At 71.1% G+C, this 22424-nt stretch carries 19 protein-coding genes and 1 pseudogene; 13 read left to right on the forward strand and 7 right to left on the reverse strand.

The features are described from left to right. Positions 1 to 87 precede the first annotated feature (87 nt). From J5X75_RS22100 to katG, 7 genes and pseudogenes are all read left to right on the forward strand, one after another. Positions 88 to 1104: pseudogene (locus J5X75_RS22100) on the forward strand (RNA-guided endonuclease InsQ/TnpB family protein); the annotation flags it as partial. Positions 1105 to 1278: 174 nt separating this feature from the next. Continuing rightward, on the forward strand, positions 1279 to 4854 hold the full coding sequence (locus J5X75_RS22105) for a nitrate reductase subunit alpha (RefSeq protein WP_208469384.1): 3576 nt from the start codon (positions 1279 to 1281) through the stop codon (positions 4852 to 4854). A 1-nt stretch (position 4855) separates the two neighbouring features. Then, on the forward strand, positions 4856 to 6496 hold the full coding sequence (gene narH, locus J5X75_RS22110; RefSeq protein ID WP_208469385.1) for a nitrate reductase subunit beta: 1641 nt from the start codon (positions 4856 to 4858) through the stop codon (positions 6494 to 6496). Beyond that, positions 6493 to 7074: a nitrate reductase molybdenum cofactor assembly chaperone gene (gene narJ / locus J5X75_RS22115; RefSeq protein WP_208469386.1), complete on the forward strand. Its 582-nt coding sequence runs from the start codon at positions 6493 to 6495 to the stop codon at positions 7072 to 7074. Before narH ends, narJ begins: the two co-directional genes overlap by 4 nt. Next, complete coding sequence (narI, locus tag J5X75_RS22120) at positions 7071 to 7790, forward strand: respiratory nitrate reductase subunit gamma (RefSeq protein WP_208469387.1); 720 nt, start codon at positions 7071 to 7073, stop codon at positions 7788 to 7790. Before narJ ends, narI begins: the two co-directional genes overlap by 4 nt. A gap of 69 nt (positions 7791 to 7859) precedes the next feature. After that, the gene (locus J5X75_RS22125) at positions 7860 to 8294 is read left to right on the forward strand and encodes a Fur family transcriptional regulator (protein WP_208469388.1); all 435 of its coding nucleotides are present in this window, start codon (positions 7860 to 7862) and stop codon (positions 8292 to 8294) included. Then, on the forward strand, positions 8294 to 10498 hold the full coding sequence (katG, locus tag J5X75_RS22130; RefSeq protein WP_208469389.1) for a catalase/peroxidase HPI: 2205 nt from the start codon (positions 8294 to 8296) through the stop codon (positions 10496 to 10498). The genes J5X75_RS22125 and katG overlap by 1 nt, the downstream gene beginning before the upstream one ends. Positions 10499 to 10504: 6 nt before the next feature. Here katG and J5X75_RS22135 read toward each other — a convergent pair whose 3' ends face one another. Next, positions 10505 to 11512 carry an NAD(P)-dependent alcohol dehydrogenase gene (locus J5X75_RS22135; RefSeq protein WP_208469390.1) on the reverse strand — a complete coding sequence of 336 codons (1008 nt, stop codon included), beginning with the start codon at positions 11510 to 11512 and terminating at the stop codon, positions 10505 to 10507. 159 nt (positions 11513 to 11671) lie between these two features. On the opposite strand from J5X75_RS22135, the gene J5X75_RS22140 reads away from it, so the two are divergent. Both J5X75_RS22140 and J5X75_RS22145 read left to right on the forward strand, forming a co-directional pair. After that, complete coding sequence (locus J5X75_RS22140) at positions 11672 to 12331, forward strand: lytic polysaccharide monooxygenase auxiliary activity family 9 protein (protein WP_307798196.1); 660 nt, start codon at positions 11672 to 11674, stop codon at positions 12329 to 12331. Positions 12332 to 12381: 50 nt separating this feature from the next. Further along, positions 12382 to 12909 carry a hypothetical protein gene (locus J5X75_RS22145; protein WP_208469391.1) on the forward strand — a complete coding sequence of 176 codons (528 nt, stop codon included), beginning with the start codon at positions 12382 to 12384 and terminating at the stop codon, positions 12907 to 12909. Positions 12910 to 12944: 35 nt separating this feature from the next. On the opposite strand, the gene J5X75_RS22150 is transcribed toward J5X75_RS22145, so the two are convergent. Further along, a complete protein-coding gene (locus J5X75_RS22150) occupies positions 12945 to 13382 on the reverse strand; it encodes an HIT family protein (protein ID WP_208469392.1) in 438 nt (145 codons plus the stop codon). A 269-nt stretch (positions 13383 to 13651) separates the two neighbouring features. Here J5X75_RS22150 and J5X75_RS22155 point away from each other — a divergent pair, with 269 nt between their 5' ends. Together J5X75_RS22155 and J5X75_RS22160 are read left to right on the forward strand one after the other, a co-directional pair. Continuing rightward, positions 13652 to 14341: a response regulator transcription factor gene (locus tag J5X75_RS22155; RefSeq protein ID WP_307798197.1), complete on the forward strand. Its 690-nt coding sequence runs from the start codon at positions 13652 to 13654 to the stop codon at positions 14339 to 14341. Continuing rightward, positions 14338 to 15975, forward strand: coding sequence for a sensor histidine kinase (locus J5X75_RS22160; protein ID WP_208469394.1), 1638 nt, complete (start codon positions 14338 to 14340; stop codon positions 15973 to 15975). Before J5X75_RS22155 ends, J5X75_RS22160 begins: the two co-directional genes overlap by 4 nt. Here the strand turns inward: J5X75_RS22160 and J5X75_RS46040 are convergent. Next, on the reverse strand, positions 15950 to 17170 hold the full coding sequence (locus J5X75_RS46040; RefSeq protein ID WP_208469395.1) for a glycosyltransferase family 4 protein: 1221 nt from the start codon (positions 17168 to 17170) through the stop codon (positions 15950 to 15952). The genes J5X75_RS22160 and J5X75_RS46040 overlap by 26 nt on opposite strands. Before the next feature lie 54 nt (positions 17171 to 17224). Here J5X75_RS46040 and J5X75_RS22170 point away from each other — a divergent pair, with 54 nt between their 5' ends. Next, entirely contained in the window at positions 17225 to 18187 is a 963-nt protein-coding gene (locus tag J5X75_RS22170; protein ID WP_208469396.1) for a LacI family DNA-binding transcriptional regulator, read from the forward strand. A 9-nt stretch (positions 18188 to 18196) separates the two neighbouring features. Here the strand turns inward: J5X75_RS22170 and J5X75_RS22175 are convergent, their stop codons facing one another. Beyond that, positions 18197 to 19075 carry an oxidoreductase gene (locus J5X75_RS22175; RefSeq protein WP_208469397.1) on the reverse strand — a complete coding sequence of 293 codons (879 nt, stop codon included), beginning with the start codon at positions 19073 to 19075 and terminating at the stop codon, positions 18197 to 18199. 73 nt (positions 19076 to 19148) lie between these two features. On the opposite strand from J5X75_RS22175, the gene J5X75_RS22180 reads away from it, so the two are divergent. Beyond that, positions 19149 to 19568 (forward strand): winged helix-turn-helix transcriptional regulator, encoded by a 420-nt coding sequence (locus J5X75_RS22180; RefSeq protein WP_208469398.1) that lies wholly within the window; start codon positions 19149 to 19151, stop codon positions 19566 to 19568. Between the two features lie 42 nt (positions 19569 to 19610). Here J5X75_RS22180 and J5X75_RS22185 read toward each other — a convergent pair whose 3' ends face one another. The 3 genes from J5X75_RS22185 to J5X75_RS22195 are packed head-to-tail and all read right to left on the reverse strand — an operon-like array spanning position 19611 to position 22416. Further along, entirely contained in the window at positions 19611 to 20648 is a 1038-nt protein-coding gene (locus tag J5X75_RS22185) for a FecCD family ABC transporter permease (RefSeq protein ID WP_307798198.1), read from the reverse strand. Next, the gene (locus tag J5X75_RS22190) at positions 20645 to 21649 is read right to left on the reverse strand and encodes a FecCD family ABC transporter permease (protein ID WP_307798199.1); all 1005 of its coding nucleotides are present in this window, start codon (positions 21647 to 21649) and stop codon (positions 20645 to 20647) included. The genes J5X75_RS22185 and J5X75_RS22190 overlap by 4 nt, the downstream gene beginning before the upstream one ends. Further along, on the reverse strand, positions 21646 to 22416 hold the full coding sequence (locus J5X75_RS22195; protein WP_208469399.1) for an ABC transporter substrate-binding protein: 771 nt from the start codon (positions 22414 to 22416) through the stop codon (positions 21646 to 21648). Before J5X75_RS22195 ends, J5X75_RS22190 begins: the two co-directional genes overlap by 4 nt. Positions 22417 to 22424: the final 8 nt, after the last annotated feature.

Raw genomic sequence — 22424 nt, forward strand, 5'->3', positions numbered from 1 at the left:
AGACGTTGAGTCGGATGTCGATGTCGCCGTTGACGACGTCGCGGCGGTGCCGTCCATCAGCAGAGGTCCGGTCGCAAGCCGACGTTCGGCAAGCTGTCGAAGCTGCTGACCGAGGCCCGCGCCCGGTTCGCCTGGCTGCGCAACGGTTCGCAGAACGTCCAGCAGCAGACGCTGCGCACCTATGGTTCGGCGTTGAACGCCTCGTTCACCGTGAAGGGCCGGGGCCGGCCGAAGGTCAAGCTCAAGAAGAACGCGCTGCCGACCTTGGAGTACACCACCAACGGCTTCGCACTGGTCGGCGGCCGGCTGCGGCTTGCCAAGGGCGTGACCATCCCGGTCGTCTGGTCCCGCGAGTTGCCCTCGGACCCCACCTCCGTGCGGGTCTACCAGGACAACCTCGGCCACTGGTACGCGTCCTTCGTCGTCCAGCGCGAGGCTGTCGCGACACCGGACCCGGATCTGCCGGGCATCGGCGTGGACTGGGGTGTGACCACCACCGCCACCACCACGAACCCGTCTTTCGACCTGCCGCACCTCGGCCACCGCCGCCGGTGTGCGGCCGAGCTGGCCAAGGCCCAGCGCACGATGGCCCGCCGCCGGCGGCCGAAAGGCCACAGCCCGTCGAAGGGCTATCTGGCGGCGAAGCGGCAGGCCGCCCGGATCGTGAAGAAGGCCGCCCGGCAGAACACCCACGACGCCCGGGTCTGGGCCAAGACCGTTGTCGACCATCACCACCTGATCGCGGTCGAGGACTTCAAACCAAAGTTTCTGACCAAGACCAGCATGGCGCGTAAGGCCGCCGACGCCGCGATCGGCGCCTGTAAACGAGAACTGGTCGACCGTGGCAAGCGGGCGGGCCGGAAGGTGGTGCTGGTGCCGCCCGCCTACACCACGATGACCTGCTCCGGGTGCGGCGAGAGAGCCAACCACCGCCTCGGACTGGGCGTACGCATCTTCGAGTGCCCGGCCTGCGGCTACACCGCAGGTCGTGATCTCAACGCCGCGAGGACGATCCTCGCCACGGCCGAACGCGACCGTGCCAGTGCCGACGACGTCAGACATCGGATCGCCTCCTTCCGGGACGGTGGATCAGATGCGGTCTGAGCTGGGAAATCCCCCGGATTCATCCGTGGGGATGTCGTTAACGGTCTCTCCGTTTGGGCAGTCTTCTCCGGTCAGCGTGGCACAGATGCGGGCCCGGGTTCGCCATTCCGCTTGCACCGGCGCACGGCTCGGACGAATGTGGGACCGAGGCAAATCACCCGGGAGGATCGCTCCATGGCGGATGGTTCCGGACAGGCGTTGTTGCGGTTCGGCGGTCTGATCAGGCGGGCGCGGGTCTCGCCGGACGGCCGGGCGCTCTACCAGATCGGTGGGCGCGAGGCGGACGCCTTCTACCGCGATCGCTGGTCGTACGACAAGGTGGTACGCTCCACCCACGGGGTCAACTGCACCGGCTCGTGCTCGTGGAAGGTGTACGTCCGCGACGGCATCATCACCTGGGAGCAGCAGCAGACCGACTACCCGACCGCCGGGCCGGACCGCCCGGAGTACGAGCCACGGGGCTGCCCGCGCGGGGCGGCGTTCTCCTGGTACACCTACTCCCCCACGCGCGTGCGGTACCCGTACGCCCGCGGGGTTCTGATCGAGATGTTCCGGGAGGCGCGGCAGCGGCTCGGTGACCCGGTGGCCGCGTGGGCCGAGATCCAGAACGATCCGGCGAAGCGGCGCTCCTACCAGCGGGCCCGTGGCCAGGGTGGCCTGGTCCGGGTGAACTGGGACGAGGCCCTGGAGATGGCCGCGGCCGCCCACGTGCACGCGATCAAGGAGTACGGACCGGACCGGATCGCCGGGTTCTCCCCGATTCCGGCCATGTCGATGGTGTCGCACGCGGTCGGCGCCCGGTTCATCAGCCTGATCGGCGGCACCATGCTGTCGTTCTACGACTGGTACGCGGACCTGCCGGTGGCCTCGCCGCAGGTGTTCGGTGACCAGACCGACGTGCCCGAGTCCGGTGACTGGTGGGACGCCTCCTACCTGCTGATGTGGGGCTCCAACATCCCGGTCACCCGCACTCCGGACGCGCACTGGATGGCCGAGGCCCGCTACCGGGGGCAGAAGGTCGTCGTGGTGAGCCCGGATTTCGCCGACAACGTGAAGTTCGCCGACGAGTGGATGCCGGCCCAGCCGGGCACCGACGGGGCGCTGGCGATGGCGATGGGCCACGTGATCCTCAAGGAGTTCTTTGTCGACCGGCGCACCCCGCGGTTCGTCGACTACGTGCGCCGGTACACCGACCTGCCCTACCTGATCACGCTGACGCGGCGGCCGGACGGCGCCTACCAGCCGGACCGCTTCCTCGGTGACGATTTCAAGCCGATGGTGTGGGATACAGCCACCGGCGCGCCAGCGGCGCCGCGCGGCGGTCTCGGGCACCGGTTCGGCGCCGAGCCGGGGCAGTGGAACCTCGATCTCGGCGGCATCGAACCGGCGCTGACCTGTCTGGGCGCCGGCGACACGGTGGAGATCGTGCTGCCGCGCTTCGATCTCGGCGACCCGGGCACGGTACGCCGCGGCGTACCCACCCGCATGGTCGACGGCCAGCTGGTGACCAGCGTGTTCGACCTGATGCTGGCCCAGTACGGGGTGTCCCGGCCGGAACTGCCCGGGCAGTGGCCGGCCGGCTACGACGACCCGGAGCAGCCCTACACCCCGGCGTGGCAGGAGCCGATCACCGGTGTCCCGGCGGCGCAGGTGGCCCGGGTGGCGCGGGAGTTCGCCGACAACGCGGAACGGTCCGGCGGCCGGTCGATGATCCTGCTCGGCGCGGGCGTGAACCAGTGGTTCCACGGCGACACCACCTACCGGGCGATCCTGGCGCTGGTCACCCTGACCGGCTGCCAGGGCGTCAACGGCGGCGGCTGGGCGCACTACGTGGGCCAGGAGAAGTGCCGCCCGGTCACCGGCTGGCAGCAGCTCGCCTTCGCGCTGGACTGGGTGCGGCCGCCGCGGCAGATGATCGGCACCGCGTACTGGTACACCCACACCGACCAGTGGCGTTACGACACGTACACCGCCGACACGGTCGCGTCGCCGACCGGCACCGGGCTGTTCGCCGGCCGGCACACCATGGACCTGCTGGCCCAGTCGGCGCGCCTGGGCTGGATGCCGTCGATGCCGACGTTCGACCGTAACCCGCTGGATCTGGCCGACGAGGCCGGCGACGACCCGGGCCCGCACGTGGCGAACGAGCTGCACGCCGGGCGGCTCGGGTTCGCCTGCGCCGACCCGGACGATCCGAAGAACTGGCCCCGGGTGTTCACCGCCTGGCGGGCCAACATCCTCGGTTCGTCGGCGAAGGGCAACGAGTACTTCCTCAAGCACCTGCTCGGCACCCGCTCGAACCTGCGGGCCACCGACGTGTCCGGCCGGGGTGAGGCGCCGGAGGGCAAGCTCGACCTGATGCTCAGCCTCGACTTCCGGATGACGTCGACCACGCTGCTGTCCGACATCGTGCTCCCGGCCGCCACCTGGTACGAGAAGCACGACCTGAACACCACGGACATGCACCCGTTCATCCACGCGTTCACCCCGGCGATCAGCCCGCCGTGGCAGACCCGGACCGACTTCGACATCTTCCACGGCCTGGCCCGGCATTTCTCCGCCCTGGCCAAAACCCATCTGGGGGTACGAAAAGACCTGGTGGCCGCGCCGCTGCTGCACGACACGCCGGACGCGATGGCCACCCCGTACGGGCGGGTCACCGACTGGCAGGAGACCGGCGAGGTGCCGGTGCCCGGCCGGACCATGCCGAAGATCGTGGTGGTGGAACGCGACTACGGGGCGGTCGCCGACCGGCTGGGCGCGCTCGGGCCGCTGCTGGACACGCTCGGCACCACCGGCAAGGGCGTGCACGTCGACGTCCGCCCGGAGATCGACTACCTGCGCCGCAAGAACGGCGTGGTCCTCGGCGACCGGCCGTCGCTGGTCCGGGACGTCCACGCCTGCGAGGCGATCCTGGCGCTCTCCGGCACCACCAACGGGCGGGTCGCCACCGAGGGCTTCCACGACGTGGAGAAGCGGACCGGGGTGCGGCTCGCCGACCTGGCCGCCGAGCACGAGGGCAAGCAGATCACCTTCGCCGACTGCCAGTCCCGGCCGGTCCCGGTGATCACCAGCCCGGAGTGGTCGGGCAGCGAGACCGGTGGGCGCCGCTACTCGCCGTTCACCATCAATGTGGAGCGGCTCAAACCGTGGCACACGCTGACCGGGCGCCAGCACTTCTTCCTCGACCACGACTGGATGCACGAGGCCGGTGAGGCGCTGCCGATCTTCCGGCCGCCGCTGGACATGCACCGGCTCTTCGGCGAGCCACGGCTCGGGCGCAACGGCGAGCTCGAGATCACCCTGCGCTACCTGACGCCGCACTCGAAATGGTCGATCCACTCCGAGTACCAGGACAACCTGATCATGCTGACGCTGTCCCGCGGCGGGCCGACCATGTGGATGAGCGAGGCGGACGCCGGGAAGATCGGGGTCCGCGACAACGAGTGGATCGAGGCGGTCAACCGCAACGGCGTGGTGGTCTGCCGGGCCGTCGTGTCGCACAAGATGCCCGAGGGCACGGTGTACTTCTACCACGCCCAGGAACGGGTGATCGACGTGCCGAAAGCCGAGATCAACGGCCGGCGCGGCGGCATCCACAACTCGCTGACCCGGCTGCTGGTCAAACCCACCCACCTGATCGGCGGGTACGCCCAGCTGTCGTTCGCGTTCAACTATCTCGGCCCGACCGGCAACCAGCGCGACGAGGTGACCGTGATCCGCCGCCGGTCGCAGGACGTGGAGTACTGAGATGCGGGTGATGGCCCAGACCGCGATGGTCATGAATCTCGACAAGTGCATCGGCTGTCACACCTGCTCGGTCACCTGCAAGCAGGCGTGGACCAACCGCTCCGGCGTCGAGTACGTGTGGTTCAACAACGTCGAGTCCCGCCCCGGGCAGGGCTATCCACGCACCTATCAGGACCAGGACCGCTGGCAGGGCGGCTGGGTGCGCACCCGGACCGGTCGGCTCAAGCCCCGCTCCGGTGGCCGGATCAAGAGGCTGCTCAGCATATTCGCCAACCCGATCCTGCCGCGGATGCGCGACTACTACGAACCGTGGACCTACGACTACGAGCACCTGCTGACCGCCCCGGCCGGCGAGGACCTGCCGGTGGCCCGCCCGAAGTCGCTGCTCACCGGCGAGGACACCAAGGTGACCTGGTCGGCGAACTGGGACGATTCGCTCGGCGGCGGCAACGAGGTGCTGGCCGGCGACCCGATCCTGCAACGGGTCTCCGACCAGGTGCGCCAGGAGTACGAGAAGGCGTTCCTGTTCTTCCTGCCGCGCATCTGCGAGCACTGCCTCAACCCGTCGTGTGCCGCGTCCTGCCCGTCCGGCGCCATCTACAAGCGGGCCGAGGACGGGATCGTGCTGGTCGACCAGGACCGGTGCCGGGGCTGGCGGATGTGCGTGACCGGGTGCCCGTACAAGAAGGTGTATTTCAACCACCGCACCGGCAAGGCCGAGAAGTGCACGTTCTGCTTCCCGCGCATCGAGATCGGCCAGCCCACCATCTGCTCGGAGACCTGCGTCGGCCGCCTGCGCTACATCGGCCTGATGCTGTACGACGCGGACGCCGTCGCGAAGGCCGCGGCCGTCCGGGACGAGCACGACCTGTACGACGCCCAGCGCTCGGTCTTCCTGGACCCGCACGACCCGAAGGTGGCCGCCGCGGCGGACCGGGCGGGCATCCCCGAGGACTGGATCGACGCCGCGAGACGGTCCCCGGTCTGGGATCTGATCATGAAGTACGAGGTGGCGCTGCCGCTGCATCCGGAGTACCGCACCATGCCGATGGTCTGGTACATCCCGCCACTGTCGCCGGTCGTCGACGTGCTGCGCGACACCGGCCACGACGGCGAGGACCCGCACAACCTGTTCGGCGCCGTGGACGCCCTGCGCATCCCGATGGACTACCTGGCCGAACTGTTCACCGCGGGCGACCCGGCTCCGGTCCGGGACGCCCTGAACCGGCTCGCCGCGATGCGCGCCTACCAGCGCCGGATCAACCTGGGCGAGAAGCCGGACGGCTCGATCCCGGCGGCCGTCGGGATGACCACCGGCGAGATGGACAACATGTACCGGCTTCTCGCCATCGCCAAGTACGAGCAGCGGTACGTCATCCCGTCCGCGCACGCCGAGGACGCCCACCGGCTGGAGGGTCTCGGCGCCGAGTGCTCACTGGACTACGAGGGCGGCCCCGGCATGTACCAGACCGGCCCGTTCGGTGAGGCGTCCGGAACACCGGTGCCGGTGCAGGTGGAGACCTTCCACATGCTGCGGGACCGGCAGACCGCCGACGAGCCGCGCCGCCTCAACCTGCTGAACTGGGACGGCAAGGGCACCCCGGAGGGCATGTTCCCGCCGCGTGAGGAGGACCGGTCGTGACCGCTCTCGCCGCCCGCGCCGCCTCCCTGCTGCTGCGCTACCCCGACGATCACGTGCTCGCCGCCGTACCCCTGATCCTCGACGCCCTGCCGATGCTGCCCACCCGGATCGCGGCATCGCTCCGGCCGGTCGCCACCCACCGGGCCGCCGGCGAGCCGGGCGGCCTGCGCGCCGCATACGTCGACCAGTTCGACTTCCGCCGCCGGTCCAGCCTGCACCTGACCTACTACACCTGCGGTGACACCCGGAGGCGCGGCGAGGCGCTGGCCGGTTTCGCCGCCGCGTTCAAGACCTCGGGGTACGAGGTGGTCGACGGCGAACTGCCCGACTACCTGCCCGCGGTCCTCGACCTGGCGGCCGCCGACGACACCGGCTGGCGGCTGCTGCGAGAGCACCGGATCGGCCTCGACCTGCTGGCCCGGTCGCTGGAGAAGTCCGTCTACCGGCACGCCGTCGAGGCCGTCCGCGCCCTGCTCCCGGCCCCCACGCCCGGGGATCTCGACGCCGCCACCGCCCTGGCCCGGACCGGCCCGCCGGCCGAACGGGTGGGCCTGCAACCGTTCGGGAGCAGCCGATGAACACGTTCCTGTGGGTGATCTTCCCGTACCTGTCGATCGTGGTGCTGATCGGCGGGACCGTCTGGCGCTACCGCTACGACAAGTTCGGCTGGACCACCCGCTCCTCCCAGCTGTACGAGACCAACTACCTGCGCTGGGGCAGCCCGATGTTCCACTTCGGAGTGCTGTTCGTGCTGATCGGGCACGTCATCGGCCTGCTGATCCCGAAGTCGTGGACCGAGGCCGTGGGCATCACCGAACACCTCTATCACCTGATGGCCGTCCTCATCGGCACGGTGGCCGGCCTGTGCACGCTGATCGGCATGGCGATCCTCATCCTCCGCCGCCGCCTGACCGGCCCGGTCTTCGCCGCCACCACCCGCAACGACAAGGCGATGTACGTGGTGCTGGGCTCGGTGATCCTGCTGGGCCTCCTGGCGACCGTGAAGGCGAACATCGCCGGCGGCGGCTACGACTACCGGGAGACCGTGTCGCCGTGGCTGCGCTCGCTGTTCACGCTGCGACCCGACGCCGCCCTGATGACCGCCGTACCGGCCTCCTTCAAGGTCCACGTGATCGCGGCGTTCGTGCTGTTCGCGTGCTGGCCGTTCACCCGGCTGGTGCACGCGTTCAGCGCACCGGTCGGCTACCTCACCCGCCCGTACGTGGTCTACCGCTACCGTGACCCGCGCGGCGGCCTGCGGCCCGCCCGTCCCGGCTGGGAGCCGCCCCGCTGAGAGCGGCCCCGCCGGGCCGAGCTCCGGTAAAACTGGAACGATTCCAGAAAAGCGGGTTAAGGTCGTGGCATGACGTCCGACCTCGAGGCGCAGCTGCGGGCCGTCTCGCTGCGGGTGACCCGGCCACGCCTGGCCGTGCTCGCCACGCTGCGCGACCACCCGCACGTCGACACCGACACGGTGATCGAGCTGGTGCGAGCGGATCTCCCGTCGGTCTCCCACCAGGCGGTCTACGATGTGCTGCGTGCGCTCACCGACACCGGCCTGATCCGGCGCATCCAGCCCGCCGGAGCGACCGCCCGTTACGAGACCCGCGTGCGCGACAACCATCATCACGTCGTGTGCCGCGGCTGCGGCACGATCGCCGACGTCGACTGCGCGGTCGGACACGCCCCCTGCCTCACCGCCTCCGACGATCACGGGTTCGTGGTCGAGGAGGCGGAGGTCGTCTACTGGGGCACCTGCCCCGACTGCGTGACCAAACGTTCGGAAGAAGGTAGCTGATGAGCGACATCCAAGACCCGAAGCAGAGCGGCTGTCCGGTCGCGCACGACTCGGTGACCGCGCACGGCAGCGAGAGCGAGAACCCGGGAATCCCTTCGCCCGAGCCCAAGACCGGTGGCCGTCCGCGCAGCAACCGGGACTGGTGGCCGAACCAGCTCGACCTGTCGGTGCTGCACGCCCACTCGTCGAAGGGCAACCCGCTCGGCCCGGAGTTCGACTACGCCAAGGAGTTCGAGAAGCTCGACGTCGAGGCTCTCAAGGCCGACATCGTCACCGTTCTCACCACCTCGCAGGACTGGTGGCCGGCCGACTTCGGCCACTACGGCGGCCTGATGATCCGGCTCAGCTGGCACGCCGCCGGCACCTACCGGATCCACGACGGCCGCGGCGGCGCCGGTGACGGCGGACAGCGCTTCGCCCCGCTCAACAGCTGGCCGGACAACGCCAACCTGGACAAGGCCCGCCGCCTGCTCTGGCCGGTCAAGGCCAAGTACGGGCAGAAGATCTCCTGGGCCGACCTGCTGGTGCTGGCCGGCAACGTGGCCCTGGAGTCGATGGGCTTCAAGACCTTCGGTTTCGGCTTCGGCCGCGAGGACGTGTGGGAGCCGGAGGAGATCTTCTGGGGCCCGGAGGACACCTGGCTCGGTGACGAGCGGTACGTGTCCGAGAAGACCATGTCCGAGGGTGTCGGCGCCACCGAGATGGGTCTCATCTACGTCAACCCGGAGGGCCCGCGCGGCAGCGCCGACCCGCTCGCCGCGGCGCACTTCATCCGGGAGACGTTCGCCCGGATGGCGATGAACGACGAGGAGACCGTGGCGCTGATCGCCGGCGGTCACACCTTCGGCAAGACCCACGGCGCGGGCGTCGCCGACGACCACGTGGGCGCCGAGCCGGAGGGCGCGCCGCTGGAGGCGCAGGGCCTGGGCTGGCTGAGCACGCACGGCACCGGCAAGGGCGCCGACACGATCACCAGTGGGCTCGAGGTCACCTGGACCGACCGGCCGACCCAGTGGAGCAACCGTTTCTTCGAGATCCTTTTCGGGTACGAGTGGGAGCTCACCACCAGCCCCGGCGGCGCCAAGCAGTGGGTCGCCAAGGACGCCGAGGCGATCATCCCGGACGCACACGACCCGTCGAAGAAGCACAAGCCGACCATGCTGACGACCGACCTGTCGCTGCGCATGGACCCGGCGTACGAGAAGATCTCCCGCCGCTTCCTGGCGAACCCCGACGAGTTCGCCCTCGCCTTCGCCAAGGCGTGGTACAAGCTGCTGCACCGTGACATGGGCCCGGTCGCCCGCTTCCTCGGCCCGTGGGTCCCGGAGGCGCAGCTGTGGCAGGACCCGGTTCCGGCCGTCGACCACCCGCTGGTCGGGGAGGCCGACATCGCCGCACTGAAGTCGAAGGTCCTCGAATCCGGTCTGACCACCGACCAGCTCGTGTCGGCCGCGTGGGCGTCAGCCGCGACCTTCCGGTCCACCGACAAGCGCGGCGGCGCCAACGGCGCCCGGATCCGCCTGGAACCCCAGCGCAGCTGGGAGGTCAACCAGCCGGTCATCCCGGTGATCGACGCGCTGGAGAAGATCCAGCAGGAGTTCAACGCGTCCGGTGACGCGAAGATCTCGCTGGCCGACCTGATCGTGCTGGCCGGCGGCGCCGCCGTGGAGAAGGCCGCCGCGGAGGCCGGGCACCCGGTGGCCGTGCCGTTCCACCCGGGCCGCACCGACGCCACGCAGGAGCAGACCGACGTCGAGTCGTTCAAGGTCCTGGAGCCGCGGGCCGACGGTTTCCGCAACTACCTGCGGCCGGGCGAGAAGACCCAGCCCGAGGTGCTGCTCGTCGACCGGGCGTACATGCTGAACCTCACCGCGCCGGAGATGACCGTCCTGGTCGGCGGCCTGCGCGCGCTGTCCGGCGGTGGCCGCGGCGCGCTCACCAACGACTTCTTCGTCAGGCTGCTCTCCCCGGGCACCCGGTGGAAGGCGTCGGAGACCCAGGAGCACCTGTACGAGATCCAGGATGTGACCACCGGCAAGGTCGAGTGGACCGCCACCGTGGTCGACCTGATCTTCGGCTCGAACTCGCAGCTGCGCGCCCTCGCCGAGGTCTACGCCAGCGCCGACGCCCGCGAGAAGTTCGTCAAGGACTTCGTCGCCGCGTGGGTCAAGGTCATGGAGCTGGACCGCTTCGACCTGCGCTGATCCACCTCAGTGCACCCCGGTCGGCCCTTCCGGCCGGCCGGGGTCCGCCGCCGGGTCGCCGATGGCGATCACGATCGCACCGATCCGTTGCTCGGTCTCCACCCGGCGGTGCGCCTCGGCCGTCTCCGCCATCGGGTAGACCCGGTCGACGATCGGCCGCACGGACCCGGCCTCGATCATCGCGGTGAGGTCGGCCAGGTCCTCCCGGCTCTCCGGCGCGAACGTGACGATCACGCTCCGGTCGGTCAGCCCTCGGCTCAGCACCGACAGCCGCGGGTTGCCGTTGAGATAGCGCCCGCCCGGTTCGAGCATGCCGATCAGCCGGCCGTGCGGGCTTCCGGCGACCATGTCGAGGACGACGTCGAACCGGCGGCCGGTGGTCGTGACGTCGACCGTGGTGTAGTCGATGAAGTCACCGGCTCCGAGACCCCGGACGAACTCCTCCTTGATCGCGTGGTCGACCGCGGTGACATGCGCCCCCATCGAGCGGGCGATCTGGACCGCGTGCGCGCCGATGCTGCCGCCCGCACCGTTGATCAGCACCCGCTCCCCCGGTTCGACACCGGCACGCCGCATGAAGTGCAGCGCGTTGAGCCCGCCGAGCGGGACGGCGGCCGCCTCCGCGAACGTCATGGTCCGCGGCTTGGGGGCGATCGCGGCGTCCTCGGGGACGACGACGTACTCGCCGTACCCGCCCAGCCGCAGTCCGGAGCCGCCGTAGACCGGGTCACCGGCGGCGAACCGGGTGACCCGCTCGCCCACCGACACCACCTCACCGGCGAAGTAGCCACCCAGGATGTGCCGTCGCGGCCTCCGGATGCCGACCGCGATCCGCAGGGGAAGCCAGAACCACTTCACCGCGAACCGGAATCCCCTGAGCTCGCAGTCGGATTTGGTGGCCTCGGCCGCCCGCACCCGGATCAGGATCTCCCGCGCACCCGGCACCGGCGCGGGCACGTCCGTCAGACGCAGAACGTCCGGTTCCCCGTAGCGGGTGTAGACCACAGCCTTCACTCCGCTATCCGATCCACCGCCGGGTCACCCTGTCAACCGGCGCGGCTCCGGTTTTCGGCACACTCAACTGATTGACATCAGTTGATATCCCGACACATTGACGTAATACTTGCCGGGAGCGCTCCCAATCCCCTGAAAGCCGAAGATTGGAGACGTATCGTGCCCCGACACGAGTCCCACCGCACCACCCGCCGGTCCCTTCAAGTGCTGCTCGTCGCGCTCGCCACGATGATCAGCATGCTGCCCTGGACCGGAGCCGCCCAGGCACACGGCACCATCATCAACCCCGCGACCCGCGCCTATCAGTGCTGGAAGACCTGGGGTAGCCAGCACACCAACCCGGCCATGCAGACCCAGGACCCGATGTGTTACCAGGCGTTCCAGGCGAACCCGGACACCATGTGGAACTGGATGTCCGCGCTCCGGGACGGGCTGGGCGCCCAGTTCCAGGCCCGCACGCCGGACGGGCAGCTGTGCAGCAACGGCCTGACCCGCAACGACAGCCTGAACCGGCCGGGCGCCTGGAAGACCACCAACGTCAGCCGCAACATGACGGTCCAGCTGTACGACCAGGCGAGTCACGGCGCCGACTACTTCCGCGTCTACGTGAGCAAGCAGGGGTTCAACCCGGCCACCCAGACCCTCGGCTGGGGAAACCTCGACTTCATCACGCAGACCGGTAGGTACGCCCCGGCACAGAACATCTCGTTCAACATCACCACCTCGGGTTACACCGGGCACCACATCCTCTTCGTCATCTGGCAGGCCTCGCACCTCGACCAGGCCTACATGTGGTGCAGCGACGTCAACTTCGTCTGACCCGTCCGGCCCGGCGCTCCCCCCGGGCCGGAACTACCCCGAGGTGAATCATGAGGACCCGCTACATCGGGGCCGCGGTGGCGCTGCTGACGGCCACCGCCGGGGCGGTCGTGCTGTCCCGCTCCGGCGCCGATCCCGAGGATCTGCAAACCCAGATCATGACCCGGATGCGTACGACGCTCGAACAGTCCAGCCCCGAACAGCACCAGCACGCCGGCCACGGGGCCACGACCGCGGAGGCGGCGGTGATCTGCGGCGTCCGCGTCTACGGCTACGAGCCGGCGGAGGTCACCGCGCTCGCCGACGTGAAGACGGTCTACGGCTTCCACCTGTGCGGGGTGGCCGAGGGCCAGCGGCCGTGGGACGTGGCGGTCAAGCTGGCCGGCCCGGTCATCCTCGACATGTCCAGCGACCCGCCCTGCATCCAGGTCGTCGAGGCCACCGCCGAGGTCAAGTACGCCGACCGGCTCCGGCAGATGTTCCCCTCGCCGTACGCCGAACTGGCTTCCAAAGAGGCCCTGACCACCGAGGAGATGGCCGACCTGCGAGGGCGCTACGACGCGGCCGCCGGCCTGTGACCCGGCACCGGATCCGTCGCCGGCGGCGAGGCCGCTCATCGCAGGGCGGCCCGGATGGCGACGGCGAGCTCGTCGCGTCGTGCCTCGGGCAGGCGGGCGCCGGTGTCGTTCAGGTACCGGAAGACGCCCGGCCCGCGACGCTCGGCGGGCAGGTCCGGCATGCGGGGCACGATGTGGAAGTGCACGTGGGCGAAGCCCTCCTTCTCGGCGAACTGCACCACGTAGGTCTTGACGCAGCCGGTGACCTCCTGCAGTGCACGCGACAGTCGCACCTGCCAGGTGCCGAGCGTGCTCGCCTCCTCGTCGGTCAGCTCCGCGATGGAGGTCGCGTGACGCCGCGGGACCAGGACGAGCCACCCGGGCAGACTGCTGTTGAAGTCGTGCGCCACCCGCCAGAACCGGTCCGCGGCGATCCGCTCCCGAGGCGGCAGCCGATCGAACGTCTCGTTGTTCCGGCAGGCGTAACAATCCACCGCCGCAGATTACCGGCTGCTCACGCCGGCTCGGCGGGTTCGATCGCCGGGGCGCCCTTCGGTCAGGCGTGACCCGGTTCGCCGGGGCCGCACGACGGGCGGTGACCAGCGCTGATCACCGCCGGGCTCGACCATGACGATCACCGGTCCGGCCGGCACCGTGGACGATCCGCAGAATGATCATGCGGGCCACGCGGCGTGCTCCCCCCGGGTGAGGACGGTGTCTCGCGACATCGATGGAGGTTGCGGGGTGGTGTTTGGATCGATGGGTGGCAACCGAGATCCTGATCGCCGAGGACAACCCCAAGCAGGCCGAGCTCGCCGCCGCGTACCTGCGGCGCGAAGGGCACCGCGTCACGCTGGTCGGGGACGGGCCCGCGGTCTTCGAGGCGTGCCGGCAACGGCGGCCGGATCTCGTGGTGCTCGATGTGATGATGCCGGCGCTCGACGGGGTCACCGTCTGCCGGGTGCTGCGCGCCGAGTCGGATGTCCCGATCCTCATGTTGACGGCCCGCGCCGCCGAGGACGACATCCTGCGTGGCCTGGACGCCGGGGCCGACGACTATCTGACCAAACCGTTCAGTCCGCGTGAGCTGGCGGCCCGGGTGCGGGCGCTGCTGCGCCGGTCGGGGGCGCTGCGGGACCGGGATCAGCCGGTGCTGCGTACCGGGGATCTGGAAGTCGACGTCGGGCGGTTCGAGGTCCGGGTCGGCGGGCGGCCGATCGTGCTCACCGCCAAGGAGTTCGGGATCATCGAGGTGCTGGCCGGGGCGCCGGGGCGGGTGTTCACTCGTGGCGAGATCCTGGCGAAGGCCTTCGGTTTCGACCGGTACGTTCTGGAGCGCACGGTCGACGCGCACGTGCGCAACCTGCGGCGCAAGCTCGGCGACGACCCGGACGATCCACGGTACGTGCAGACCGTCTACGGGCGCGGCTACCGGCTGGCGGCCGAACCGTGAGCTTCCGGATCCGCGTCTTCCTGCTGGTCGCGGTCGTCGGGCTGGGCGCCACCGGGCTGACCGTCGCGCTGACCTGGTGGCAGGCCCGCGACCAGGTGGGCGAGGCGGCGTCGGCGTCCCGGGAGACGACCGAGACGATCCACGCCGAGTTGCGTGCCCAGGCGCTGCGCAACGGCACCTGGGAGGGGGTGGACCAGACCCTGAAGCGGTTGCGGGCGCAGACCGGGCAGCGGATGCGGCTGGTCGACCCGTACGGCAACGTGGTGGCCGATACCGATCACATGGACGGTCGCGCCGCCCGGCCGCCCGGCCCGGTCGCGGTGATCGTCGACCCGCTGCCCACGCTGGTGCTGCCGGTCGGCGGTGACGAGCGGATGGCGACGCTCACGGCCATCGGCGCGTACCGGGAGGAGACGGTGTGGTCGGCGTGCCTGTTCCGGGCCGGCTATACGCCGCTCGGCGTGGTGGGCGCGGACGGCGTACCCCGTCATGGTCTGTCCGGTGTCGATCCGGGCACTCTCGACGCGTGCCGGCCCGGTCCCTTCGCGGAGGCGACGCGGGCGACGGACCGTCTCGAGGTGGGGCAGTGTGCCGAGGCCGGCTGCCTGCGGGAGGCGTTCCGCCGGCGGGTCACCGACTCGGACGTGGCCCCGGCGACGCTGTTGCTGACGATCGGCGCCGCCAACGAGCCGGTACGGGCGCTGGACCCCGGCCCGGTTCTGCTGATCACCGTGGTGGTGGCGGCGCTGGCGGTCGGCGGCGCGCTGCTGATCAGCCGGCGGGTGCTGCGCCCGATCGGCACGCTGACCACGGCGGCCCGCCGGCTCGCCGACGGCGACCGGGCCGGGCGGGTGCCCGACGACGGCCGCGACGAGATCGGCGAGCTGGCCCGGGCCTTCAATCAGATGACCGATTCGGTACGCGCGGCGGAGGAGGATCAGCGGCGGCTCATCGCGGATGTGGCGCACGAGTTGCGTACCCCGCTGGCGAATCTGCGCGGCTACCTGGAGGCGATCCAGGACGGGGTGATCGAGCCGACGCCGGCGGTGTTCGCGTCCCTGCACGACGAGGTGATCCTCAACCAGCGGATCGTCGACGATCTCCAGGAGCTGGCGCTGGCCGAGGCCGGGGCGCTGGTCTACCACCGGGAGCCGACCGATCTGGCCGAGCTGATGGAGACGGCCCGCACCGCGCACCGGCCGGCCGCCGACGCGGCGGGCGTCCGGCTCACGGTGGAGTCGGACGGCCCGGTGTTCGCCGACGCGGACGCCGACCGGATCCGGCAGATCGTCGGGAATCTGGTGGGCAACGCGTTACGCGCCACCGCGTCCGGCGGTTCGGTCACCTTGCGCGCGCACGCCCGCGGCGACCGGGCGGTGCTCCAGGTGACCGACACCGGGGTCGGGATCGCGCCGGAGCACCTTCCGCTGGTCTTCGACCGGTTGTGGCGGGCCGACCCGGCGCGCGGCCGGGGCACCGGCGGCAGCGGGCTCGGGCTCGCCATCGTCCGGCAGATCGTCCACGATCACGGCGGTGAGGTGACCGCCCGCAGCGCCGAGGGCGCGGGCGCCACCTTCGAGGTCTCCCTGCCGCTGACCGGTGACCGCGTCAGCGGCGCCGCACCGGGTCGGTGACGGCGCCCTCCGCCGCGCCGGCACGCGGGGACGGCACCCTACGGTGGCCGAGCAGATCGGCGAAGAGCCCCTCCCACCGCGCGACGACCACCGGCATCTCGTAGCCGGAGGCGGTCGTCCGCGCGGCGGCGCCCAACCGCTCCCGCTCGGCGGGGGCGTCGATCAGGCGGGAAAGGCCGGCGGCCAGGCCGGGCACGTCCTTGGGCGGGATGAGCAGCCCGTTCACCCCGTCGTCGACCACGTCGGCCGGGCCGGTCGGGCAGTCGAACGACACCACCGGCAGCCCGGCGCTCATGGCTTCGAGCAGCACCATCGGCAGGCCCTCCTTGCGGGAGGACAGCGCGAAGATCGACGCTTTGGCGAATTCGGCGTCCAGGGTGCGGGTCACGCCACGCAGCCGGACCACGTCACCGAGGCCGCGTTCGGCGATCCGGGCGGTGAGCCGGCCCCGGGCCTGGCCCTCGCCGAAGATGTCCAGCCGCCAGTCCGGGTGCTGCTCGTGGACCAGGGCGAAGGCGTCGATCAGCATGTCGAAGCCCTTCTGCTTGCCCAGCCGCCCGGCGGCGATCACGGTCCGGGCGCGGTCCGGCTCGTCCGTCCCGGTCCGTGGCGGAATGCCGTTGGGGATGCGGAACAACGGCATCGCGTCGCCGAGCGCCTCCCGGTAGGTGGCCAGGTCGGCGCGGGTGAGCACGGTGACGGCGTCCAGGCGGGGGTAGGCGCGGACGATCCGCTTCTGCAGGCCCTTGCGGTAGCTGGCGAAGTTCATGTGGTCCTGGCCGATCCGGACCAGCCGGCGTGGCGCGAACCAGGCGGACAGCAGGTTGAGCGCCGGCCGGGTGCTGAACAGGATCCCGTCTTTCTGGGCCCGCATGTACCGGATGATCCGCAGGTCGACGACCGGGTCCCAGCGGTGGTACCGGAAGTCCCGGCCGTGCGGCAGCGGGTTGCGCACCGCCCGGGTCTTGCGCAGACGCCGGGGCGTGCCGTTCCACCTCGTGCCGTCGGTACGCAGATCGGTCAGTGAGACCAGCCGCACCCGCGGATCCAGCGTGAACGCCGGAACCTCCGCGGTGCGGTACACACTGGCGATCTCGACGTCGTGGGTGGCGCACAACGCGTTGGCCTGATTGAAGACCGTTCGGATCGTTCCGCCGACTCCGTACGCGTTGTGTATGAGATACCTGATATTCACTCGCACAACCTAGGAGGCCGCGTCAATCGAAGATCTGCGGTTATCGTGATCCACATGGAACGACGGCATCCCACCCTGGCCGATGTGGCGCGTGCCGCCGGCGTGTCGAAGGCCACCGCCTCCCGCGCCATCAACGGAGCGTACGGGACCTCGTCGACGGTCCGTGATCATGTGCGTTCGGTGGCGGCCCGGCTCGGTTTCGAGCCGCACGCGGCGGCCCGCGCCCTGGCGTCCGGGCGGGGCGGACCGCGCCGGCGGGACCGCATCGAGGTGCTGATCGTCGACCCGGATCCGGCCGCGATGAGCGCCAAACCCTTCTACGGGCGGGTCCTGGCCGGCGCGATGCGCGCGCTCGGTGACCAGGATCTCGCCCTGGAGGTACGCCGGGTGGCCGCCCCACCCTCCGATGAGGACGACGCGCCGTTCGGCCGTCTGCTGATCAACCTGCCGGGCGCGGCCGGTGCCGCCCTGGCCCGCCGGTCGCGGACCGTGGCGCTGGGCCGCTCCGCGCCCGGTGTGATGTTCGTGGCCCCCGACAACGACAGTGGCGGAAGTCAGGCGGCCGCCCATCTGGTCGCCACCGGCCGGACCCGGATCGGCGCCGTGTTCGGCCCGCCCACACCGTGCGCCGACGAACGCCGGGCGGGCTTCCTGCGGGTGCTGGCCGGCGCGGGCCTCGCGGTGGCGTCCGTGGACGGTGATTTCACCCGGCCCACCGCCTACGCGGCCACCCGCGACCTGCTGCGGCGCGAACCGGACCTGGACGCGGTGTTCGCCGCGTGCGACGTCACCGCGATGGGCGTGTTGCAGGCGCTGCGCGAGACCGGCCGCCGCGTCCCGGCCGACGTGGCGGTCGTCGGCTTCGACGGCAGCGCCCTGGCCGAGGCCGCCGACCTGTCCTCGGTCTACATGCCGGTCGAGGACGAGGCCGCGGCGGCGGTGCGGCGCCTGCTCGATCCGGCCCTGCCATCGGCCGGCCGCCTGCCGACCACCCTGACCGTCCGCGGCTCCAGCTGACCGATCCGGTCAGTGGCCGATCTTGTCCAGGTCGGCCAGATCGTCGGCGGAGAGCGGCAGGCCCGCGCCCGCGATGTTCTCGCGCAGGTGGGCGCGGGACGACGTACCCGGGATCAGCAGGATGTTCGGTGACCGCCGCAACAACCAGGCCAACGCGACCGACAGGGGCGACGCCTCCAGCCGGGCGGCCACCGCCGACAGCGCCGAGGACTGGATCGGGCTGAAGCCGCCGAGCGGGAAGAACGGCACGTACGCGATGCCCTGCCGGGCGAGCTCGTCGATCAGCCGGTCGTCGTCGCGGTGGGCGAGGTTGTAGAGGTTCTGGACCGCCACGACCGGTGCGATCGCCTGCGCCTCGACGATCTGTTCCGGTGTCGCGTTGCTGAGCCCGAGGTGGCGGATCAGGCCCTGCCGCTGGAGTTCGGCGAGGGTCTCGAACGCTTCGGCCACCGGCTCGGGCCGGGGTCCGGCGGCGTCGCCGAGGCGCAGGTTGACCAGGTCGAGCACGTCGAGGCCGAGGTCTTCGAGGTTCTCGTGCACCGCTCGGCGCAGGCTGCCGGGGTCGCGGGCCGGGGGCCAGCCACCCTGCCGGTCCCGCTCGGCGCCGACCTTGGTGACGATGTGCAGCGACTCCGGGTACGGATACAGCGCCGCGCGGATCAGCCGGTTGGTGACGCGCGGCCCGTAGGCGCCGGCGGTGTCGATGTGGGTGATGCCGAGGTCGACGACGTCACGGAGCACGGTGAGCGCGTTGCCGGGGTCGGCGGGTGGTCCCATCACCCCGGGTCCGGCGAGCTGCATGGCGCCGTAGCCGAACCGGGTGACGGTCAGGTCCCCCAGTGCCCGGAAGCCGCCGGGAAGAGAGGCGGAGCCGTGTTGATCACTCATGGACTCCACTATCGGGGGGTAGCTTTCCATCAGGAAGTAGGCACCTGAAGGTGCGTAACGTGGGGAGAAGTGCGTGGCGACGACGACAGCGGCGCAGAAGCGGGCGGCCGCGAAGGTGGAGTACGACGCTTTCGTGGCCCGGTGTCCCAGCCGTGAACTGCTCGACCGGATCGCGGACAAGTGGGTCGTCCTGGTCCTGGCCGCGCTTCGCAGCGACTGCGCCGGTGAGCCGCGGCCACTGCGGTATTCGGAGCTGTCCCGCACCCTGGCCGGTGTCAGCCAGAAGATGCTGACGCAGACCCTGCGCGCCCTGGAACGCGACGGTCTGATCACCCGGACCGTGACGCCGACCGTGCCGGTCACGGTCACCTACGAGCTGACCGGTCTGGGTCTCTCCCTGCATCAGACGGTCCAGGGTGTGAAGGCGTGGGCGGAGACGCACATGGACGCCGTGCTCGCCAACCGCGACTACTACGACGGACGCACCGCCTGAGGTGACGCCGAGGGGGCCCGCACGGTCCTCGGCGGGCTCGTCTCAGCGAACCCGGCGAGAATGCACCAGCAGGAGCCAGCCCAGGTAGATGCCGCCGACGCCGGCGGTCACGACGCCGACCGGGAGTTCGCTCGGGGCGGCCGCCCGCCGGGCGATCAGGTCGCTGGCGACCAGCAGCAGCGCGCCCATGAGGCCCGCCGCGGTCAGCCCCGCGCCCGGTGAGCGGGTGAGCCGCCGGGCCAGCTGCGGCCCGGCCAGGGCGACGAAACCGATCGGGCCGGTGGAGGCGGTGGCGATCGCGGTGAGGCCGACCGCGACCACGACCAGGCCGAGGCGGGCCTTCTCCAGCGGTACGCCGAGGGCCGCGGCCGCGTCGTCGCCGAGTTCGAGCATCGGCAGGTAGCGGGACAGGACGACGGTGATCGGGATGAGCAGCAGCAGCCCGAACCCGACCAGCTGCACGTCGCCCCACCGGCGCTCGAAGAGGCTGCCGACGATCCACACCGTGGCGGCCCGGGCGTCGCGCAGGTCGGCCCGGCTGACCAGGTAGTTGATGATGGCGATGAGGATCGCGCTGACGCCGATGCCGACGAGCACGAGCCGCAGCCCGTTGACGCCGCTGCGGTAGGCGAGCAGATAGACCGCGATCGCCGCGATCAGGCCACCGGCGAAGGCTCCGGTGGCGGTGAGCACGGCGCCCCCGCCGTAGAAGAGGATGACCAGAATGGCCCCCACCGACGCGCCGTAGCCGAAGCCGATGACGTCGGGGCTGCCCAGCGGGTTGTGGGTGAGCCGCTGGAAGATCGCGCCGCTGATCCCGAAGGCGATACCGGCGACCACGGCCACCAGGGCGCGCGGCAGGCGCCGCTGGACGACGAACAGTTCGGCGAGCCGGCTGCCCTCCCCCCGCAACGACGTGATCACCTCGGGGAACGGGACGGGATAGTCGCCGACGCTCAGCGACACCAGCACCAGCCCGGCGGTGACCAGGATCAGAATCAGACAAACCAGGAGGGTACGGGGTTCGACCCGGAACGAGACCCGGTCGGCGGCCAGCCGTACGTCCTTGACCGTTGTCACAGCGGCACCACCTGACGACGGCGGACCAGGGCGATGAGCACGGGCGCGCCGAGCAGGGCGGTGACGATGCCGGCCTCCAGTTCGCTCGGGGTGATCACGACCCGGCCGACGACGTCCGCGCCGAGCAGCAGGACGGGGGCGAGCAGCATGGCGTACGGCAGCACCCACCGCAGGTCGGCGCCGATCAGGGCGCGGGCCGCGTGCGGGACGGCCAGCCCGATGAACGCGAACGGACCGGCGGCCGCGGTGGCCGCGCCGCAGAGCAGGGTGACCGTGGCGGCCGAGGCGAGGCGGGTGCGGGCCAGGTTCACGCCGAGCGCCCGGCCGGTGTCCTCGCCGAGCGACAGCGCGTTGAGCGGGCGGCTCAGCAGCAGGGCGACGACGATGCCGATGAGCAGGAACGGCAACACGTCCATCAGCACCGACCGGTCGCGCCCGGAGAGGCCGCCGACGATCCAGAACCGGAACTGGTCGAGCGCCTTCGCGTCGAGCATCTGCACCCCGTACGTGTAGGCGACCAGCACCGCGCCGATCGACGTGCCGGCCAGGGCGAGCCGGACCGGGCCGCCGGGTCCCCTACCGCCGGCGCCGAGCAGGTAGACCACGACGGTGGCGGCGGCCGCTCCGGCGAACGCGAACCACACGTACCCGGAGGCGGTGGTGATGCCGAAGAAGCTGATCGCCGTGACCACCGCGGCGGCCGCGCCGGAGTTGACGCCGAGCAGGCCGGGGTCGGCGAGCGGGTTGCGGGTGAGCGCCTGCATCACGGTTCCGGCCAGGCCGAGGGCCATGCCGATCAGAAGACCGAGGACGGTACGGGGTACGCGCTGGGTGGTGACGATGACGGCCTCGGGTGAGCCGTCGGAGTGCCACAGCGCGTCGACGACCGTGGAGAACGGGATGGCGCGGGCGCCCACGGCGAGGCTGAGCAGCACGGCGAGCGCCAGCAGGGCGAGGCAGAGCAGCAGCCCCGCGATCCGGCGGGGCAGGGTGTTCGTCACGCGGCGGTCCGGTCCAGGGTGGTGAGGGCGGTGAACAGGCGGGCGTAGTTGCCGTAGGAGAACGCGTGCCAGGCGTCGTCCCACGGGTGGGCGCGGAAGCCGGGCGGGATCTCCCCATTGACCATGATCAGATCAGCGGACACGGCGGACCACGCTACCGGGGTGCCGTGCGGGCCGTCGTCGGGAGTGCGGTCACCGAGGACCCGCAGCCCCAGCTCGTGAAGCGTCACGAGCCAGGGGTAGCGGGAGGGGTCCAGGATCGACAGTCGCGCGCCCCGCGCGTACCCGAAGATGATCGTGCGGCCGGACAGCGAAGCGGTGAGCGCGAGCTTCGCGGCCTGATAGGAATCGGTCGCGGGCGGCGAGGCGCCGAGGGCGACGGCGAGCCGGGCCGTCTCGGCGAGCAGGTCGTCGAGCGACTGTCCGCGCTCCTTGAGCGGCAGGACGACGGCCGGAAAGCCGTGCTCGCGGGGGAAACGGTCGACCACCAGGTCGGGCCGGGCCGCGGCGAGCAGGCCGGGATCGATGGCGGGATCGCCGGGGGTGTCCAGCCGGGCGACTCCGCCGGGCGCGAACCCGGCGGCGGCGAAGCAGACGTCGCCGTCCGGGTCCGGGCCGAGGGCCGCCGCGACGGGACGGATCCCGGCGGCGGCCAGCGTCGAGACGGCGAGCAGCTCGGCGACGGCGATGCGCCGCGGCCGTCGCGGCAGGGTGAGGGTGACCCCTCGCCCGTCCGTGTAGTGCCAGTCGTCCCGACGATCCCGCATCAGACGTG

It is taken from the genome of Actinoplanes flavus (assembly GCF_017592555.1).
GTDB lineage: Bacteria > Actinomycetota > Actinomycetes > Mycobacteriales > Micromonosporaceae > Actinoplanes > Actinoplanes flavus.

Coding starts and splice junctions, on each gene's coding strand:
- J5X75_RS22195 (WP_208469399.1), bottom strand. CDS start 22,416: ATGCGGGATCGTCGGGACGACTGGCACTACACGGACGGGCGAGGGGTC.
- katG (WP_208469389.1), top strand. CDS start 8,294: ATGAGCGACATCCAAGACCCGAAGCAGAGCGGCTGTCCGGTCGCGCAC.
- J5X75_RS22170 (WP_208469396.1), top strand. CDS start 17,225: ATGGAACGACGGCATCCCACCCTGGCCGATGTGGCGCGTGCCGCCGGC.
- narH (WP_208469385.1), top strand. CDS start 4,856: ATGCGGGTGATGGCCCAGACCGCGATGGTCATGAATCTCGACAAGTGC.
- J5X75_RS22175 (WP_208469397.1), bottom strand. CDS start 19,075: ATGAGTGATCAACACGGCTCCGCCTCTCTTCCCGGCGGCTTCCGGGCA.
- J5X75_RS22145 (WP_208469391.1), top strand. CDS start 12,382: ATGAGGACCCGCTACATCGGGGCCGCGGTGGCGCTGCTGACGGCCACC.
- narI (WP_208469387.1), top strand. CDS start 7,071: ATGAACACGTTCCTGTGGGTGATCTTCCCGTACCTGTCGATCGTGGTG.
- J5X75_RS22105 (WP_208469384.1), top strand. CDS start 1,279: ATGGCGGATGGTTCCGGACAGGCGTTGTTGCGGTTCGGCGGTCTGATC.
- J5X75_RS22125 (WP_208469388.1), top strand. CDS start 7,860: ATGACGTCCGACCTCGAGGCGCAGCTGCGGGCCGTCTCGCTGCGGGTG.